This window comes from uncultured Oscillibacter sp., assembly GCF_900546705.1.
GTDB lineage: Bacteria > Bacillota > Clostridia > Oscillospirales > Oscillospiraceae > Oscillibacter.
In genome coordinates, this window is sequence record NZ_URDP01000017.1 from 24,670 (window position 1) to 42,730 (window position 18,061).

16 protein-coding genes and 1 pseudogene are annotated in these 18,061 nt (G+C 62.5%); 4 read left to right on the top strand and 13 right to left on the bottom strand.

Features of this window, described 5'->3' with window-relative positions; all coding sequences use genetic code 11:
* The first annotated feature begins 77 nt into the window (after positions 1-77).
* The 3 genes from dnaG to QZS13_RS05405 all read left to right on the top strand — a co-directional run bounded on the left by dnaG (position 78) and on the right by QZS13_RS05405 (position 4,689).
* Complete coding sequence (gene dnaG, locus QZS13_RS05395) at positions 78-1,865, top strand: DNA primase (RefSeq protein WP_295586523.1); 1,788 nt, start codon at positions 78-80, stop codon at positions 1,863-1,865.
* Between the two features lie 232 nt (positions 1,866-2,097).
* Positions 2,098-3,303 (top strand): RNA polymerase sigma factor RpoD, encoded by a 1,206-nt coding sequence (gene rpoD / locus QZS13_RS05400; RefSeq protein ID WP_366557940.1) that lies wholly within the window; start codon positions 2,098-2,100, stop codon positions 3,301-3,303.
* Positions 3,304-3,411: 108 nt separating this feature from the next.
* Positions 3,412-4,689, top strand: coding sequence for a serine dehydratase subunit alpha family protein (locus tag QZS13_RS05405; RefSeq protein ID WP_295586529.1), 1,278 nt, complete (start codon positions 3,412-3,414; stop codon positions 4,687-4,689).
* 42 nt (positions 4,690-4,731) lie between these two features.
* Here the strand turns inward: QZS13_RS05405 and QZS13_RS05410 are convergent, their stop codons facing one another.
* Positions 4,732-5,802 (bottom strand): hypothetical protein, encoded by a 1,071-nt coding sequence (locus QZS13_RS05410; protein ID WP_295586533.1) that lies wholly within the window; start codon positions 5,800-5,802, stop codon positions 4,732-4,734.
* 190 nt (positions 5,803-5,992) lie between these two features.
* On the opposite strand from QZS13_RS05410, the gene QZS13_RS05415 reads away from it, so the two are divergent.
* Positions 5,993-7,111 (top strand): D-alanyl-D-alanine carboxypeptidase family protein, encoded by a 1,119-nt coding sequence (locus QZS13_RS05415; protein WP_295586536.1) that lies wholly within the window; start codon positions 5,993-5,995, stop codon positions 7,109-7,111.
* A 75-nt stretch (positions 7,112-7,186) separates the two neighbouring features.
* Here the strand turns inward: QZS13_RS05415 and QZS13_RS05420 are convergent, their stop codons facing one another.
* From QZS13_RS05420 to QZS13_RS05475, 12 genes and pseudogenes are all read right to left on the bottom strand, one after another.
* Positions 7,187-8,008: a 4Fe-4S binding protein gene (locus QZS13_RS05420; protein WP_295586539.1), complete on the bottom strand. Its 822-nt coding sequence runs from the start codon at positions 8,006-8,008 to the stop codon at positions 7,187-7,189.
* A gap of 58 nt (positions 8,009-8,066) precedes the next feature.
* On the bottom strand, positions 8,067-8,276 hold the full coding sequence (locus QZS13_RS05425; protein ID WP_295586542.1) for a hypothetical protein: 210 nt from the start codon (positions 8,274-8,276) through the stop codon (positions 8,067-8,069).
* A gap of 14 nt (positions 8,277-8,290) precedes the next feature.
* Positions 8,291-10,612, bottom strand: coding sequence for an ATP-dependent Clp protease ATP-binding subunit (locus QZS13_RS05430; protein ID WP_295586545.1), 2,322 nt, complete (start codon positions 10,610-10,612; stop codon positions 8,291-8,293).
* Positions 10,613-10,627: 15 nt separating this feature from the next.
* Entirely contained in the window at positions 10,628-11,326 is a 699-nt protein-coding gene (locus tag QZS13_RS05435) for a CvpA family protein (RefSeq protein WP_295586548.1), read from the bottom strand.
* A 57-nt stretch (positions 11,327-11,383) separates the two neighbouring features.
* Complete coding sequence (locus QZS13_RS05440; protein ID WP_295586551.1) at positions 11,384-12,571, bottom strand: DUF5711 family protein; 1,188 nt, start codon at positions 12,569-12,571, stop codon at positions 11,384-11,386.
* A complete protein-coding gene (gene truA, locus QZS13_RS05445; RefSeq protein WP_295586554.1) occupies positions 12,564-13,319 on the bottom strand; it encodes a tRNA pseudouridine(38-40) synthase TruA in 756 nt (251 codons plus the stop codon). Before truA ends, QZS13_RS05440 begins: the two co-directional genes overlap by 8 nt.
* 44 nt (positions 13,320-13,363) lie before the next feature.
* Complete coding sequence (locus tag QZS13_RS05450; protein ID WP_295586557.1) at positions 13,364-14,170, bottom strand: energy-coupling factor transporter transmembrane protein EcfT; 807 nt, start codon at positions 14,168-14,170, stop codon at positions 13,364-13,366.
* Positions 14,164-15,030: an energy-coupling factor transporter ATPase gene (locus tag QZS13_RS05455; protein ID WP_295586559.1), complete on the bottom strand. Its 867-nt coding sequence runs from the start codon at positions 15,028-15,030 to the stop codon at positions 14,164-14,166. Before QZS13_RS05455 ends, QZS13_RS05450 begins: the two co-directional genes overlap by 7 nt.
* A gap of 20 nt (positions 15,031-15,050) precedes the next feature.
* Positions 15,051-15,902 carry an energy-coupling factor transporter ATPase gene (locus QZS13_RS05460; protein ID WP_295586562.1) on the bottom strand — a complete coding sequence of 284 codons (852 nt, stop codon included), beginning with the start codon at positions 15,900-15,902 and terminating at the stop codon, positions 15,051-15,053.
* A 6-nt stretch (positions 15,903-15,908) separates the two neighbouring features.
* Complete coding sequence (locus QZS13_RS05465) at positions 15,909-16,772, bottom strand: class I SAM-dependent methyltransferase (RefSeq protein WP_295586564.1); 864 nt, start codon at positions 16,770-16,772, stop codon at positions 15,909-15,911.
* A gap of 137 nt (positions 16,773-16,909) precedes the next feature.
* Positions 16,910-17,488, bottom strand: a complete 579-nt coding sequence (locus tag QZS13_RS05470; RefSeq protein ID WP_295586567.1) for a flavodoxin family protein — start codon at positions 17,486-17,488, stop codon at positions 16,910-16,912.
* Positions 17,485-18,061: pseudogene (locus tag QZS13_RS05475) on the bottom strand (2-hydroxyglutaryl-CoA dehydratase); the annotation flags it as partial. The gene QZS13_RS05470 and the pseudogene QZS13_RS05475, both read right to left, overlap by 4 nt.

Genomic DNA, 18,061 nt, shown 5'->3' on the forward strand with positions numbered 1-18,061 from the left:
TCCGCCAAAATCATGGCGTCATTTTCCGTATGATTTCCCAAAACCGTGGCAAAACTGACCGAAAGGAGGAGCTTTCCGTGGCGTTTCCCCAGAATTTTCTGGACGAGCTCATTGCCCGCAGCGACATCGTGGACGTGGTGGGCAGCTACGTGCAGCTGACGCGGAAGGGCTCCAACCTCTTTGGCCTTTGCCCGTTCCACAGCGAAAAGACCGGCTCCTTTTCCGTCTCTCCGGATAAGCAGATCTACTACTGCTTCGGCTGCAAGCGGGGCGGCGGCGTAATCAACTTCATCATGGAGGAGGAGAACCTCACCTTCCCCGACGCTGTGCGGTTTCTGGCCAAGCGCGCCGGCCTGGAGGTTCCGGAGGAGGATGGTGACCGGGAGGCAGGCCGCCGCCGGCAGCGGCTGCTGGACCTGAACCGGGAGGCCGCCCGTTTCTATTACCAGACTCTCCAGGGTCCTCAGGGCGCGGCCGTCCGGGACTACCTTCAAAAGCGGCGCATCACCCGCCCCACGGCGGTGAAGTTCGGCATGGGCGCCTCTCCGGACGCGTGGGACGCGCTGCTGCTGGCTATGACCAAAAAGGGCTACACCAAGTCCGAGCTGCTGGAGGCAGGACTGGTGGTGCAGAACAAAAACGGCGGACTCTACGACAAGTTCCGCAATCGGCTCATGCTCCCCGTCATCGACACCCGGGGGGACGTAGTGGCCTTCGGCAGCCGGGTGCTGGACAAGTCCGAGCCCAAGTATATGAACTCCTCGGAGACGCCGGTATACAGCAAGCGCCGGGTGCTCTACGGACTGAACCTGGCAAAAAAAACCAAGCGTCCCAATATTATTCTCTGCGAGGGCAACCTGGACATCGTCACGCTGCACCAGGCGGGCTTCGACAACGCCGTGGCCTCCATGGGCACGGCGCTCACCGTGGAACAGACCCGTCTTCTCTCCCGGTTCACCAAGGAGCTGGTGCTCTGCTACGACAACGACAACGCCGGCAAGATCGCCACGGAGCGTGCCTTGCAGATTCTCAACAACTCTGAGTTCACCGTCCGGGTGCTTCAGCTGCCCCGCCGTCTGGTGGACGGGGAATACGTCAAGCAGGACGCGGACGACTTCATCAAGTTCCAGGGTGCCGACGCCTTTGAGCGCCTGCTCTCCGGCAGCGAAAACGGCACGGAGTTCCGCATGGCCCAGATTGCCGGGAAGTATGACCTGGGAGACGACCAGTCCCGGGTGGCCTACTGCGAGGAGGTCAGCCGCCTGCTGGCAACGCTCACCAACCCCGTGGAGCGGGAGATTTACACCGTCCGGGCGGCGGAGAGCGCCAAGATCACGCCGGAGGCCATGAAGCTGGAGGTCCAGCACGCCCTCCGGCGGCGGCAGTCCCAGGAAAACCGGGCGGCACTGCGCAAGGAACTCAATCCCGCTGCCCAGCTCCAGCCCAAGGAGCGGGCCTTCCACTATGAAAACATGCGCTCGGCCCGGGCCGAGGAGGGAATCCTCCGGCTTTTGATTCTGGACCCGGCGCTCTTCGGCGATCAGCCGCCCCTCAAACAGCGGGAATTCTCCTCGCCGCTGCTGGGCAAGGCGTTTTCCCTCCTGTGGCAGGCCCGGGAGGATGGCCGTCCCGTCTCCGTGGCGGCCCTGGCCGGTCAGCTGGATCAGGAGGAAATGAATCACATCACTGCCGTCTGTCAGCAGCCCCAGTCCGTGTCCAACGCCCGGCAGGCTCTGGCAGATTACATAAACGTCGTCAAGACGGAAGCAGAAAAACGGGCCGGCGGCGGGGTCGCAGATCCCCTGCTGGCAGCCACAGAAAAATACAAGAACAAAAAGGGTACTGGAGGAAAGCAGCATGGCTAAGGATTTGGAGAGTATGACCCCCGCGGAGCTCAAAGCACAAGCGGACGCGATTTTGGCGGCTGCCGCGGCGGAGGAGGCTCCGGCTGCGAAGCCCGCCAGAAAGTCCGCCAAGAAAAAGCAGCAGGAGGCCCAGGAGCCTCCCCGCGTTCTGACGGACGAAGAGGCAAAAAAGGCCGGCATTGTCCGGCTGGACGATAAGCAGGTGGCAGCCCTGCCCGCCGCTGGCTGGCTCATGGGCAACGAAAAGCTGCGGGAGCTGCTGGCAAAGGGCAAGAAGAAGGGCAAGCTGGACTCCTCGGAGCTGATGGAGGCCGTGGATGACCTCAATCTGGAGAGCGATCAGATGGATCAGCTCTATGACTCCCTGGAGGCACTGAACATCGACATCAGCACCGACGAGGATCTTCTGCCGGATCTCCCCGACGACGAGCCCGCCGCCGAGGAGATTGCCGATGTGGAGGAAGAGGAGCTGGTAGACCCCAACACGCTGGTCAACAACTTCTCCATTGACGACCCCGTCCGCATGTACCTCAAGGAGATTGGTAAGGTGCCCCTGCTCTCTCCCGACGAGGAAATCAACCTGGCCCAGGCCATGTCCGCCGGCAACGAGGCCTCCCGCCGTCTGGAGGAGGTAGACGAGCAGCGCAAGGCCGGCGAGCCCGTCACCGCCACCATCGATGACATCGTGGCATGGAACAAGGACTATAAGCGGGGCGAGGCCGCCAAGCAGAAGCTGGCCGAGGCCAATTTGCGTCTGGTGGTGTCCATCGCCAAGCGGTATGTGGGCCGCGGCATGCTGTTCCTGGACCTGATCCAGGAGGGCAACCTGGGATTGATCAAGGCTGTGGAGAAGTTCGACTACACCAAGGGCTACAAGTTCTCCACCTATGCCACCTGGTGGATCCGTCAGGCCATCACCCGGGCCATTGCCGACCAGGCCCGTACCATCCGCATCCCCGTCCACATGGTGGAGACCATCAACAAGGTCATCCGGGTCAGCCGTCAGCTCCTCCAGGAGCTGGGCCACGATCCCACCCCCAACGAGATCTCCGCCGAGATGGGCATGCCCGTGGAGAAGGTCCGGGAGATTTTGAAGATTGCCCAGGAGCCCGTCTCCCTGGAGACCCCCATCGGTGAGGAGGAGGACAGCCATCTGGGCGACTTCATTCCCGACGAGGGTGCCAGCGAGCCCAGTGAGGCCGCATCCTTTACGCTGCTCAAGGAGCAGCTGATGGATGTGCTCTCCACCCTGACCCCCAGAGAGGAGAAGGTCCTCAAGCTGCGCTTCGGCATCGAAGACGGCCGCACCCGCACATTGGAGGAAGTGGGCAAGGAATTCAACGTCACCCGCGAGCGTATCCGCCAGATTGAAGCCAAGGCCCTGCGCAAGCTGCGCCATCCCAGCCGCAGCAAGAAGCTCAAGGACTTTTTGAACTGAAAGCCAGCCGCCTTTTCCGGCCTTTCCGCGCCGTCAGGCCCTCGGGTCTGGCGGCGCGTACTTTTTACTTAGGATTGAGTCCGCCATATGGCGGCAAGGAGGTATGCAATGCTGACCAAAGAAGAACTGCTGACGCTGCTGCACCAGGAGGTAGTCCCTGCCCTGGGCTGTACGGAGCCCGTGTGTGTGGCCCTGGCCGCCGCCGACGCCGCGGCCGCCGTGGGCGGCCGGGTTCGTTCCGTTTCCGTGGAGGTAAACCCCGGCATCTATAAAAACGGCATGAGCGTAGGCATCCCCGGCTTTCCCCGGGTGGGGCTCAAATACGCCGCCGCCCTGGGCGCGCTGCTGCAAAATCCCGGCAAGAAGCTCCAGCTGCTGGAGGACCTGACAGACTCCATTACCCAGCAGGCCATTTCCCTGGTGGAAGCCGGGGCCGTGTCCGTCTCCATCCGCCGGGAGGAGGCCCATCTCTACGCCCACGCGGTGGTCACCACCGACGCCGGCTGCGGCACCAGCGATATCCGGGGCACCCACTCCAACATCATCCGCACCTGCCGCAACGGGGAGACGATCAAGGAAATCCCATACAGCGACGCAGGGGACGACACCCTCCACGCCCACTTGAAGAACATGACGGTCTCCGGGCTGCGGGCCCTGGTGGACCAGTGCTCCGCAGAGGAGCTGGCCTTTATGCTGGAGGGCGCCGATATGAACGAGCAGCTGGCGGACTATGGCCTCAGCCATTCCATGGGCATCGGCCTTGCATCCGCATTGCAGAAGGCGGACGTGCTGGGCGATGGCCTTGCCGCCCGGGCCATGCTGCGGGTAGCCAGCAGCGCGGAGGGCCGCATGAGCGGCTGCCCCTACGCGGTCATGAGCAGTGCCGGCAGCGGAAACCACGGCATCACCGCCATCATTCCCGTAGTGGAGACGGCCCGCCATCTGGGCTCCTCCACGGAACAGCTGGAGCGGGCACTGGCCCTGAGCCACATCCTCAACGTATACATCAAGCTCTTCACCGGCAAGCTCTCCGCCACCTGCGGCTGCGGCGTCTCCGCGGCCACCGCGGCCGCTGTTGCCATGGTGTACCTCATGGGCGGCAGCGACACCCAGATGGGCTACGCCGTCACCAACATGAGCGGCAATCTCACCGGTATGATCTGCGACGGCGGCAAGATCGGCTGCGCCCTGAAGCTGGCCACCGCCACCAACGCCGCCATCCTATGCGCCCACCTGGCCATGTCGGACGTGGTGCTGGACGCCTCGGACGGCATCTGCGGCAAAACGCCGGAGGAGTCCATCCGCAACATGGGACGGGTCAGCACGCCCGGCATGGTGCCCACCGACGGGACGATTCTGGAGATCATGATGGAAAAGGACATCTGATTCTAAACAGAAAAAGAGCGGAGCTTTCAGCTCCGCTCTTTTTTATTTTTCCAGCCAGCTCAAAAGCCGGCCGGCCTCCAATGCCGCCTGAGCCCGTACGCCGTCAAAATCCACATAGGGGTTGTAGACCGCCTCCAGGGCGTCGTGGGATGCCTTGGCCGCCCGCAGCGCGGCCACTCCCTCGTCCCGCAGCAGTGATGTCAGCCGTACCTGCAGTCTCTGACGTCCTTTCTCCGCAGGCTCGGCCAGCGCGTCCAGGCGGATACGCCGGAAGGGCTTTCCCGGGTACTCCATGCCCGGCCGGGTGGTGACAAACGCCAGCCCAAGTCCGGGAATGAGCAGATGTTCCAGCCGCTCTGGATCCTCCGGAGCCACGCAGGAGATGGTGTCCCAGCCCTTTTCCGCCGCCATGTCCCGCAGCAGCGCCAGGCCGTCTCCCGCCAGCTCCCAGCTGTCCGCCAGGGCATAGACCTTGGGGCACAGCACATCCACGCTGTCAAAACGCCAGATGTACCCCTTGTGTGTGATGCTTCCCAGAAAGCGCAGGGCGGTCTCCCCCGCCTCATTGCCCCGGGCGTGGATTTCCCGGGCGCCGATCCGCTCCAGACGCGCCATGGCGTGACGGCGGTCAAAGGCCGCTGCGGCGCAGGCCACACTCTCCTGCTCCACCAGCCGGGCAGCCTTCAAATACCGGTAGGCCCGCTCATAGGACCGCTTGTAGGCATAAGTATGGGCCTTGACCTGCTCGGCATCCAGCTTTGCCGCGGTCAGATCATAAAAGCGGCCCAGGTCCACGTACCGCCCCACCGCCGCCGGGAACCGGGGCTCCACCACATGAGGGCTGGTACCGTCCACTACGGCGCAGCGCAATGCCGGAATCACCACACCGTCCAGGGAGTCCGGGTCGCCGGAGCACCACAGGTACTCCACCGGTGTGCCGGACTCCTCCATGGTCTTCCCGATCTGCCGCATGAACGTATTTTTTCCTACGCCCGGCCCGCCCTTGAGCACCATTACATCGTAGCTGCGCGTCTCGTCCGTCACCTGGGAAAAAAGGTTCTGAAAGCCGGAGCCGCTGTTGGCGCCTACAAAGAAGTTCGTAACTTGTGCCATAAACTCTCCTCCAAGTTCCATTCTCACCCCAGATTATGCCGCGAGGCACCGCTTTGACATCAAATCCCCCCGCTTCTTCCCCACCCGAAATCTCCATATATTTTTTCTGCCATTTTCTCGATCCACTGGTGCATTCTGCCGAATATTCTGTTATAATATAAAAAATCTCAGATCAGACAGGAGTCGTCCTATGGAAGGCAGCTACACCTCCGCATTCACCGAAGAAGAACGCGCCGCCCGCAGAGCCCAGCGTGCAGCCGCGCGAAAGAAAAAGCAGCAAGAGCGCAGGCGGCGCCAGCTGCTGCTGATGACCCCGTTTTTCCTGCTGGGAGGACTGTTTGTGGTCCTGCTGACGGCCATGGCCACCGGCCAGCCGACCCAAGAAGAAGCATCTGAACAGGCCCCGGTCCCTGTGGCCACCCAGATTGCGGAAGAGCCGCCGTCAGAGCCCGAGCCCTACTCCGTGGCCGAGACGGCCCAGACCGTTCAGCTGGGCGAGGCGCTGCCCAGTGCCTATGCCATCGTGGTGGATCTGGATCAGGACGCCATCCTGGCGGAAAAGGACGCCCACGCCTCCATCAGCCCCGCCTCCATGACCAAGATCCTGACGCTGCTGGTGGCGGCGGAGCATGTGACAAACCTGGACGACACCTTCACCATGACCATTGACATCACGGACTACTGCTATGTCAACGGCTGCAGCGTGGTGGGCCTTGGCGTGGGCGAAACCGTCACCGTGCGGGAGCTGCTCTACGGCACCATTCTCCCCTCCGGCGCCGACGCGGCGCTGGGCCTTGCCACCTATGTGGCAGGCTCCCAGGAGGCATTTGTGGAGCTGATGAATGAAAAGCTGGAGGAGCTGGGGCTCAGTGAAACCGCCCACTTCACCAACTGCGTGGGACTGTACGATCCGGAGCACTTCTGCACCGTATACGATATGGCAATGATCCTCAAAGCCGCCATGGACAACGAGCTGTGCCGTCAGGTGCTGGACGCCCGCACCTATGAGACTGCCCCCACGGCAGAGCACCCGGACGGGCAGGTTCTCTCCAACTGGTTTTTGCGCCGCATTGAGGACAAGGACACCGGCGGCCTGGACGTGATCGCCGCCAAAACCGGCTATGTGTCCCAGTCCGGCAACTGTGCCGCCAGCTGCGCCCAGGCAGCCGACGGCAGCCGCTATATCTGCGTTACCGGCAACGCATACAGCTCCTGGAGAGCCATCTACGACCACGCGGAGCTCTACAAGACCTACTGTGCCATCCCGGAGGAGGACTCCGGGGACACCGCCGCTCCCTCTTCCACCTGAAAAAACGGAGGCATCCACAGGATGCCTCCGTTTTTTACTGTCTGCGCTTCAAGTCTGCCGCAAGCCTGATTGCTTTTATAAAAACACCTCGTTGCGCTTGGGCTCCGTGAAATTCTGCTCCAGCATGGCCACATGGCTCAAAAAGGCCGGATCATCGAAGTATTTGGCGTGACGGGTGCACTTGCGCACGCAGGCCTGGCACTTGATACAGGTACCGGGCACCAGCGCCGGATTTTCCGGGTCAATGGCCCCCATGGGGCAAAAGCGGGCACAGGCGCCGCAATTGGTGCACTTGCCCACATCCGTCTGGGGCTTGGCCTTGAGGAACTTGGCCGGCTGGCCGTCCGTCCCCTTGGGCACATAGTAGGGCGCGTCGGCGTCGCCGGGCACGGCAATGGGCGCGGGAAGGGCCGTCATGCCTTTCACCTTCTCGGCCACGGCGCCGGCAAAAGCGGTCATCTCCCGCCGGTCGTCCCAGTCCGGCCGTCCCTCGCCCAGGGCGTCCGTAAAGGCGTGGCGGCCCACAAAGGCACCTGCGGCCACGGTGTGGAACCCGTCTTTCTCCAAAACGGCGCACAGCTCCGCAAGGGAATTGTCGTAGCTGCGGTTGCCGAACAGCACTACCGGCACGGCCAGGGCGCCGCTTCCGTGGAGGCGGGACTGGAAATCCGGCAGGATCTTGTTGGGCAGCTTTCCGGCGTAAGTGGGAGAGCCCACCACCACCAGATCCGCCGGTCCAAAAGTATACTCCTTCGCCCGCTCCGCCGGACGGGTGAAGCCCACCCGCTCCAGCGGCAGCGCCAGCTTCTCTGCCAGCGCCTCCGCAATGGTGTTCACCGCCTTGTCCGTGGTTCCCGTGGCACTGTAATATACGGCCCAGATTTTCCGAATCTCCATGTGCTTTCCTCCTTTTACGGCAACAGGCATCCCGTGGGGGATGCCTGCTGTTCTTTTCTCACAGAGAAAAATCCGATTCTTTCAGCTTTTCCGTGTCCAGCGACACCGGTCGGGGCGGAACCCGCTTGAGGGGATCATATTTAAAGGAGCGGCAGTGATCCTCCATGGGTACGATGCCCCGCTTGACGCAGGCCACTTCCCGCTCATTGATCTGCTGTCCCCGCTGGCAGTACGCACAGTGGGGCTCTATGTTCTTGCGAAACAGCATGGCCCCATCCCTCCTTACAGTGTGTCGATCCGGACCCGGTCGTTCTCCACCGTGGCACGCACCTGGGTGAAGGGCGTCTCGTAGCTGTCGATGATCTTGGTGGCCAGGGGGTCCTCCACCTCTTTCTGGATGGTGCGCCGCAGATTGCGGGCGCCGTAGGTCAGAGAGTAGGACTTGTGGGTCAGCCAGGCGACCAGGGCATCGTCGTAGGTGAAGGTGATGCCCTTTTCCTTCAGGGATGCCACCAGCTCATCCAGCATGATGCGGGCAATGCTCTGGAAATTCTCCTCGCTCAGACGGTTGAAGGTGATAACCGCGTCCACCCGGTTGATGAACTCCGGCCGCAGGAATTGCTGGAGCGCCTTCATGGCCCGCTCGTGATCCTGCTGGCTGACGGAGCGGTCAAAGCCCACGGTGCCCTCCTTGCTGGCGCTGCCGGCGTTGGAAGTCATGACGATGATGGTGTTTTCAAAGTTGACCTTCCGGCCGTGGGCGTCGGTGATCTCGCCGTCGTCCAGAATCTGGAGCAGTACATTGAGCACGTCAGGGTGCGCCTTTTCAATCTCGTCGAACAGGATCACGGCGTAGGGCTTGCGGCGGATCTTCTCCGTCAGCTGACCGGCCTCGTCATAGCCCACATAGCCCGGAGGAGATCCCACAATCCGGGAGACCGAGTGCTTTTCCATAAACTCGGACATATCCAGCCGGATCAGAGAGTCCGGCGTGTTAAAGAGGTCGCTTGCCAGCTGCTTGACCAGCTCCGTTTTGCCCACGCCGGTGGAGCCCACGAAGATAAAGCTCACCGGCTTATGCTTGGGGGAGATGCCCACCCGGTTGCGCCGCACCGCTGCCGCCACGGCCTCAATGGCCTCGTCCTGGCCGACAATGTGACTTTTGAGCCGCTGCTCCAGCTGGCTCAGCCGCTGGAACTCTTGCTCCCGAATCCGGGAGGCGGGAATCTTGGTCCACAGTTCGATGACGTGGGCCAGGTTCTCCATGGTCAGCTGGGGATCGCCCTTTTCGCACAGGGCCGTCAGCTCCGTTTTGAGCTGCATCTCCTTGCTCTTGAGGAAGGCCATGCGCTCATAGTCCGGCTCGCCGCCGTTTTCCTGGCTCTCCTCCAGCATGGTACGCTCTTTTTCGTAGTCGTCCAGCTCCCGCTGGATCTGCATCCGCCGGGAGATGTCCGGGTCCTTCAGATTCAGGTCGGAACAGGCCTCGTCGATGAGGTCGATGGCCTTGTCCGGCAGGAAGCGGTCGGTGATGTACCGCTCACTGAGCAGCACCGCCTGACGCAAAATTCCGTCGGAGATCTTGACGCCGTGGTACTTTTCATAGTTGGGTGCCAGGCCCTTGAGGATCTCCACCGAGTCCTCAATGGAGGGCTCGTTCACCGTCACCGGCTGGAACCGCCGCTCCAGGGCGGAGTCCTTTTCAATGGACTTGCGGTACTCGTTGAACGTGGTGGCACCGATCACCTGAATCTCACCCCGGGAAAGAGCGGGCTTCAAGATATTGGCCGCGTTCATGCTGCCCTCGGCGTCGCCGGCGCCCACGATGTTGTGCACCTCGTCAATCATCAAAATGATATTGCCCAGGCGCTTGACCTCATCGATGAGGCCCTTCATCCGGGACTCGAACTGGCCCCGGAACTGGGTGCCCGCCACCAGTGCGGTCAGGTCCAGCAGATAGACCTCCTTGTCCCGCAGCTTGAAGGGCACATTGCCGTCGGCGATCCGCTGGGCCAGACCCTCGGCGATGGCAGTCTTGCCTACGCCGGGCTCGCCGATCAGGCAGGGATTGTTCTTCTGACGGCGGTTGAGGATCTGCACCACCCGCTCGATCTCCTGGGCACGGCCGATCACCGGGTCCAGCTTGCCGTCCTTGGCCTTCTGGGTCAGGGAGATGCAGTAGCTCTCCAGGTACTTGCGCTTGCTGTTCTTGGTCTCTTTCCGGCTCTCCTTCTCCCGTCCGGAGCGGGGCGCGGACTCCTCCCCGCCGTCCCGGGCGGCGTCGCTGCCGGAAAACAGGCGGTTCAAAAACGGGAATGTAGCGGTCTTGCCGTCCTCTTCCTCCCCGGCGTCATCCTCGTCGCCGCCGGGCAGGTCCTCAATGTTCTCCACCCCGTTCATGGCCTGGAGCATCTCGCTGTTAAGGGTATCCAGGTCCTCATCGGAGATGCCCATGCGCTTCATCATGTCGTCCACCTGGGGCAGTCCCAGATCCTTGGCGCACTTGAGGCACAGTCCCTCGTTGACGGTCTTGTCACCCTCCATTTTGGAAATGAACACCACGGCCACATTTTTCTTACATCTTGAGCAAAGTGTAGGCTGCATCATATACCTCCAGCGTTATTGCAAAAGCGACAGCACACCAAGGGGCGTGTGCGTCGTAAAGAATTGAAACAGTACGGTCTGGGCCGCCGGGCCGCTCTCAAAGGAAACACCCAGCCGGCGGAGCACCCACACTGCAAGGAACAGCACCAGCGCGCCCTCCGCCAATCCGATGACGGCGCCGCCCAAGGCGTTGAGTCCGTGGAGTCCCGGCAGCTTGAGCACCAGATCCATGGCACGGGTGGCAACCTTCAGGGCAATCACCAGCGCCACAAAGGAAACGCAGAACAAAATTCCGTACAGGAAGGTCTGGGTCAGGCTCTCGGCCACGGCGGTAGCCACAGACACACCGGTGTCGTGCACCGTGTCCCGGATGTCCTGCACCAGGCCGTCCCGGACATCGTCGTCCAGCCCGATCAGCGAGAGCAGGTCCAAAAGCCCGCCGTCCGACTCATCCACATCCGCCTCCGGCATCTCCACCGCCTGCTCGGCCATGGCGCTTTCCACTTTCTGCTCCATGTGACCGGCCAGCAGCGGCGTCACCACCTTCGTCAGCGGCGGCGTCAGCGCGGCGGCAATAATGCCGGCGCCGGCCAGGGCCACCACAATGGTCAAAAGCCCGGCCAGGGCCCGGAACAGCCCCCGCTTGGCACCGCCCGCCACAAAGGCGATCAGCACCAGCGCCGCAACGATGTCTATTATAACATTTGTTGTCATTCTTGCCTACCTTTCCTCCTGTAAACGTTTTGTTAACTCCCGAAAAATGCTTTCCTGTTAAGGAAGAAACACCCGCGCCGACCCGGAGCCGATCAGCAGCGCAGAGCCATCCTGGCGCACCAGCGCCTCTCTGGCATACTCCGTTCCCTCCAATGTTGCATATGCCTGGAGGTCCGGATTATAGACCACCAGCGAATCGGTATACAGCACGGCAATATACCGCCCTGCCGCCGACACGCTGAGTACTTCCTTGTTCACATCCAAAGACGCCGTCTCCGTGCCGTCCTCGTCCACCGTCACCAGCCGGCCCACGCTGCCGGACTGGTACCGGTTCAAAAGCAGCACCGCATACCCGTCTCCCTGGCAGTCAAATTCCCGCAGATACTCGCTGCCGTAGGTATACTCCCCTTCCGTCTTGCCGGAAGGATCTGCCAGCGTCAGCTTGCTGTCCGCCACTGTCACCAGGCTGCTGCCCATCTGGCCGATGTACATGACCAGACCGTCGCTGATGCTGTAATCCGCCGCGGGCTCCGTCTCCTTGAGGTCATAGAGCACCACGTTGCTGATGAACGTGCCGCTCTCCTGGCCCAGCGTCACAGCTGCCAAACGCTTGCAGTCGTCCGTCACGTAGGCATCCGTGACGAAGCGGCGGGAGGAGTTGAAGTCAAAAACCTTTTCCAGGGCCGTGTTGTACACGGATACGCAGCCCTTGTAGTTCTTCTTTTCCGCCGTCACCGCAAGCCAGCCCTTTTCGTTGAGGGTAGCCGCGATATACGGCTCATCCTCATCGGCCTCCAGCTTGCCCACCAGGCCCTTTTCATCCAGCACATAGAGCACTCTGCCGCCCACGCCGTAGGCCGCAGCCCGGCCGCCGCCGGTCACCAGTGCCGGTGCATCCATCTGCACCGTCTCGGACCACAGCTCCGTCCCGTCGCCGCTCAGCAGCCGCAGGGAGGTGTCCGACAGTACCACCAGCGTATCCCCCAGCACCGCAAACCGGTTCTGAGCGGACGAGTCATAGCGGTAGCCGCCCTCCTGGTCCTTCGTCTGGTCTGTGACGCCGTAATTGAGGTAGCGGCGCAGCACGTCAAAGCCGGTGCCGTCCCGATAGGCGGCCACCAATACCACCGCAAGCACCACTGCCAACACCAGGAAAAACAGCCCGAACCGCCGCAGCTTTCCCCGCTTTGCCGGCTGCTCCTCCCCGTCATCGTCGTTCCAGATGTCTTTCGTCGTATCAGCCATTGAGTCGCTCATCCTCATACCAAAGTCTCGTCAGGTACAGTCCGCCCGGCGGCACCGTGGGCCCGGCGGCGGTGCGGTCCCCCCGTTCCAGAATACCGGGGATGTCCTCCGGGGCAAATTTCCCCTCCGCCGCATAGAGCACGGTACCGGTGATGGCCCGCACCATGTTGTACAAAAACCCGTTGGCACACACCTTCAGCTCCAAAAGGTCTCCGCTGCGCTTGACATTGCAGTAGTAGATGGTGCGGACCGTGGAGCGGGTCTCCGTGCCCACGGAGCGCACGGCACGGAAATCATGGGTCCCCACGAACATGCCCGCCGCCCGGCCGAGAAACTCCTCATCCAGATGCTTGGGATAAAAATAGGCCCGGTTGACGTAGAACGGATTTTTGAACCGGGAGTTATAGATGCGGTAGGTATATTCCTTCCGCAGGCACGAACCGATGGCGTTGAAATCCTCCGCCACCTCGTAGGCCTCCTTGACCGCGATGTCCTCCGGCGTATGGGTGTTGACGGCAAAGGGCAGCCGGTCCACCGGAATCCGGGACTCCGTGCGGAAATTGGCAATGTAGTGCTCGGCATGGACGCCTGCGTCCGTGCGGCCGCAGCCGGTCAGGTGCACCGGCGCGCCGGTGATCTTCTCCAGAGCGTTTTGCAGCGTCTCACAGACGGTGACGGCGTTTTTCTGCACCTGCCAGCCGTGGTAGGCCGTGCCGTTATACATGAGTTTGAGGGCAATGTTTCGCATGAAAGGCTCCCTTTCCCGTCACGGCGCTTCCGCCGTCCGTTATTTCAAAGGCCGAACTGCCGCAGCACGAGGACCGCAGCCAGCACCGCCGCGCCCAGAATGAGCGCCAGGTAATCCCTCCGCTCATAGCGCAGCACGTGCAGCTTGGTGCGTCCTTCGCCGCCGTGATAGCAGCGGCACTCCATGGCCGTGGCCAGCTCATCCGCCCGCCGGAACGCGCTGATGAACAGCGGCACCAGAATGGGGATGAGGGATTTGGCCTTGTGGACCAGGCCGCCGCTCTCAAAATCCGCGCCTCGGGCCCGCTGGGCGGACATGATCTTGTCCGTTTCCTCAATCAGGGTGGGAATAAACCGCAGGGCAATGGACATCACCATGGCCAGCTCATGGACCGGCACATGGAATCGCTTGAGTCCCCCCAGCAGCTGCTCCAGACCGTCGGTCAGGCTGATGGGGCTGGTGGTGTAGGTCATCAGGAACGTGCCCATAATGAGCAGCATGATGCGGATCACCATGAATACCGCGTTGCGCAGCCCCGTCTCGGAGATGCGCACTACCCCCCACTCCACCAGGTAATGCTCGCCCGGCGTGAACAGAAGGTTCAAAATACCCGTAAAAATGATGATGAACAGCACGGGCTTGAGGCCCCGCACCAGCGACCGTAGTCCCACCCGGGAGATGCGGACGCAGACGGCCAGCACCGCCGCCATCAGTCCGTAGGCCACAATGCCCTTGGCGCAAAACAGCGCCGCGATGTACAGCACCACCAGCAGGATCTTCGTACGCGGGTCCAGCCGGTGCGCCACCGTATCGCCGGGGAAATACTGCCCCAGCGTAATATCCTTCAGCATACGCCACCGCCTTTCCGCACAGCCAGCAGCGCCTGTTCCAGCTCCTCCACCGTGTATACCGCCGGGTCAATAGGCAGGCCCCGGCGCCGGAGCGCCATGGCTACCCGGGTGATCTCCGGCACGTCCAGTCCGGCGGAGAGCAGTTCCTCGCCCCTGGCAAATACCTCCCGGGGCGTACCGCTCATGAGCACATGGGCGCTTTTGAGCACCACGATGCGGTCCACGTTCCGGGCGATCTCATCCATGCTGTGACTGACCAGAACCACCGTGGTATGCTTGTTGCGGTGGTAGTCCCGGATGTTGGCCATGAGGTTTTCCCGGCCCGCCGGGTCCAGTCCGGCCGTAGGCTCGTCCAGCACCAGCACCTTGGGCTCCATGGCCATGACGCCGGCCAGAGCCACCCGGCGCTTCTGCCCGCCGGAGAGCTCGAAAGGAGACTTTTCCAGCTGATCGTCCCGGATGCCCACCAGCTTCGCGCTCTCCCGCACGCAGCGGTCCAGCTCCGCCCCGGTCTTGCCCATGTTGGCCGGGCCGAAGGCGATGTCCTTGTACACCGTCTCTTCAAAGAGCTGGTACTCCGGGTACTGGAACACCAGTCCCACCTGGAACCGCACGTCCCGGATCTTCTTGGGCTCTGCCCAGATATCCCGCCCATTCAGCAGGATCTGACCGGAGGTGGGACGCAGCAGTCCGTTGAGATGCTGGATGAGTGTGGACTTTCCGGAGCCGGTGTGGCCGATGATGCCCAGAAACTCCCCGTCCATCACGTCGAAGGACACGTCCTCCACGGCGCTGCGGCAAAAGGGCGTGCCGATCCCATAAGTATGGGTCAAATGCTTGATGCTAAGAATCGGTTCCAATCCTCGTCCGTCCCTTTCCGTCATGGTTTTTTCATCGCCGCGAAAATAGCGTCGGCGCACGATTCCACCGTCAGCGCGTCCAGGGGAACGTCTACCCCGTCCCGGCGCAGCCGGTCTAAAAGGTCCACCGTGTCCGGGACCGTCAGTCCCATGGAGCGCAGGGGCTCCACCTGGGTAAATACCTCCCGGGGCGTACCGTCCATGGCCACCTTCCCGTCGTCCATAACCACTACCCGGTCAGCCTCCTCGGCCTCGTCCATGTGGTGGGTGATGAGCACCACGGTGATGCCCTTTTCCCGGTTGAGGCGGTGGACGGTCTCCAGCACCTCCCGCCGGCCCACCGGGTCCAGCATGGCCGTGGCCTCGTCCAGCACGATGCACGCCGGCTCCATGGCCAGCACACCGGCGATGGCGATGCGCTGCTTTTGTCCGCCGGAGAGCAGGTGCGGGGCATGGCGCACAAACTCGCTCATGCCCACTGCCGCCAGGGCGTCGTCCACCCTGCGGCGGATCTCCTCCGTGGGAACGCCCAGGTTCTCCGGGGCAAAAGCCACGTCCTCTTCCACCACATTGGCCACGATCTGGTTGTCCGGGTTCTGGAACACCATGCCCACCCGCTGGCGGATGGCCAGAAGCTTTTCCTCGTCCCGGGTGTCCATTCCCTCCACCAGCACCCGGCCGCCGCAGGGCAGCAGCACGCCGTTGAGGGTCTTGGCCAAGGTGGATTTCCCGGAGCCGTTGTGCCCCAGCACCACCACAAATGTGCCTCTTTCAATGGACACTGTCACGCCGTCCAGCGCCAGGGCAGGTGTCTCCCCCTCCCCTGCCGGATAGGCATACTGTACGTTTTCCGTCTGGATCATCGTCTCCATCTTGTCTCACTCCGAACACCAGCGGCCCGTGGCACCGCAGGGCAGCGCCAGGCCCGTCTCCGTCACGGGAAGGCCCAGCTCGTCCCAGGTGCACTTGCCGCCGTATTTCTCCGCCACCAGCGTGTGCAGGAGATACCCCAGTACGGAGGGCGCCAGGCCCGTGGTGTAGGAGTTGATCAGCACGAACAGGGGCTTATCCGACAGCACTCCCGTGCACAGCTTCACAAAGGGGTAGAGGTTCTCCTCCAGCTTCCACACCTCGCCGCCGGGGCCCCGGCCGTAGCTGGGCGGGTCCATGATGATGGCGTCGTAGGTCTTGCCGCGGCGGATCTCCCGCTCCACGAATTTGGCGCAGTCATCCACAATCCACCGGATGGGTGCGTCGGTAAGTCCGGAGAGCCGGGCATTGTCCTTGGCCCAGGCAACCATCCCCTTGGCCGCGTCCACATGGCACACACTGGCGCCCGCTTTGGCGCAAGCCACTGTGGCGCCGCCGGTATAGGCAAACAGGTTCAGCACCCGGATGGGCCGGCCGGCAGAGCGGATCTTGTCCATGACAAAGTCCCAGTTGGCCGCCTGCTCGGGGAACAGGCCCGTGTGCTTGAAGTTCATAGGCTTGACCTGGAACGTCAGCTCTCCGTAACGGATTTTCCAGCTCTCCGGCAGGGACTTTTTCTCCCAGTGGCCGCCGCCGGTCTGGCTGCGCAGATACCGGGCGTTTGCCCGCTTCCAGGCGGGATTGCGCCGGGGCGTCTCCCAGATGGCCTGGGGGTCGGGGCGCACCAGATACTGCTTGTCCCACCGCTCCAGCTTTTCTCCGCCGCCGCAGTCCAGAAGCTCATAGTCCTGCCACTTGTCCGCGATCCACATACGCTGTTCCTCCGTGTACATAGTAAATCATGTTATTATACCCCTTGCCCAGGCCGTTCGTCAATTCTTTTCCGTCCGGAACGCCTGTGGTGAAACGGAAAAAGTCCCGGCGCCCAACGGCGCCGGGACCATAATCATCACTGCCCCAGAAGGGCTCGGGCAAAGGCGCGGACACGCGCCTCCTTTTCCCCGTCCATAAACACGGTGTCGTAGCCCAGATGCCGCTCGGCATGGCTGCCCAGATACCGCATCCGGGAGTGGCGGCAGTATCGCTGCATTCCTGCCTCAAACAGGTCGCACCCGTTTTCCGGGCGGTAACCGCAGGTCATCAGCAGCGCCATGCCCTTTCCCTCCCACAGGGCGGGTCCCCGCTTTGCTCCGTAATACTTGTTCATGCCGTACACCAGCCGGTCCAGCAGCGCTTTCATGGGCGCCGTGCAGTACCAGGCGTAAATGGGCGTAGCCAGCACCAGTATGTCCGCTGCCAGCACCCGGTCAAAAATTGCCTGGACATCGTCCTGCCTGGAGCAGCCGAATTTCGTCCAGTCCCGCTGGCAGCACCGGCAGGCAATGCACGGTTCAATCCGCTGGTCGTACAGCCACACCGTTTCCACCGCCGTTCCGCCCGCCTCCAGTTCCTGGCAAAACGGGTCCAGCAGTGCGGCGGTATTGCCGTGCTTCCGGGGGCTGCCCATCAAAACCAGCGCCCGGCTCACCGGACCGCAGCCTCGGGCGCCGGGGCCTCCTCCTGCGCAGGCGCATGGGAGGTATCCGCAGCGGCAGTCCGCTCCGCCAGCCGCTCCCGGGCCACCGCCAGCATGAGCTTGATGCGGTTTTCCTGGTTGACGCGGGTGGCACTGGGATCGTAGTCAATGGGGGTGATGTTGGCCTGTGGGTAGAGCTCCCGGATCTTGTTGATCATGCCCTTGCCGCAGATGTGGTTGGGAAGGCAGCCGAAGGGCTGGGCGCAGACGATATTCTCGTAGCCCGCCCGGATCAGCTCCACCATCTCGGCGGTGAGGAGCCAGCCCTCGCCCATCTTGTCGCCGGTACTGATGAGGCCGTCCGTCAGCTTCACCAGCTCCCGGAAGGGCAGCGGCGCATGGTATCCGTTGTCCTTGAGCACCTTGATCATCACGGACTCCATGCCCTCGATGTACTTGAGGATCAGATCGGAGACGTGCTTTTCCAGGAAGGTCCCTCCGTACAGCCGGGCCGTCTCGGAGGGGTTGTAGGCACAGTACTGCACAAAGCCCATGAGGCCCGGCAGGTTCACCTCGCAGTCCTGG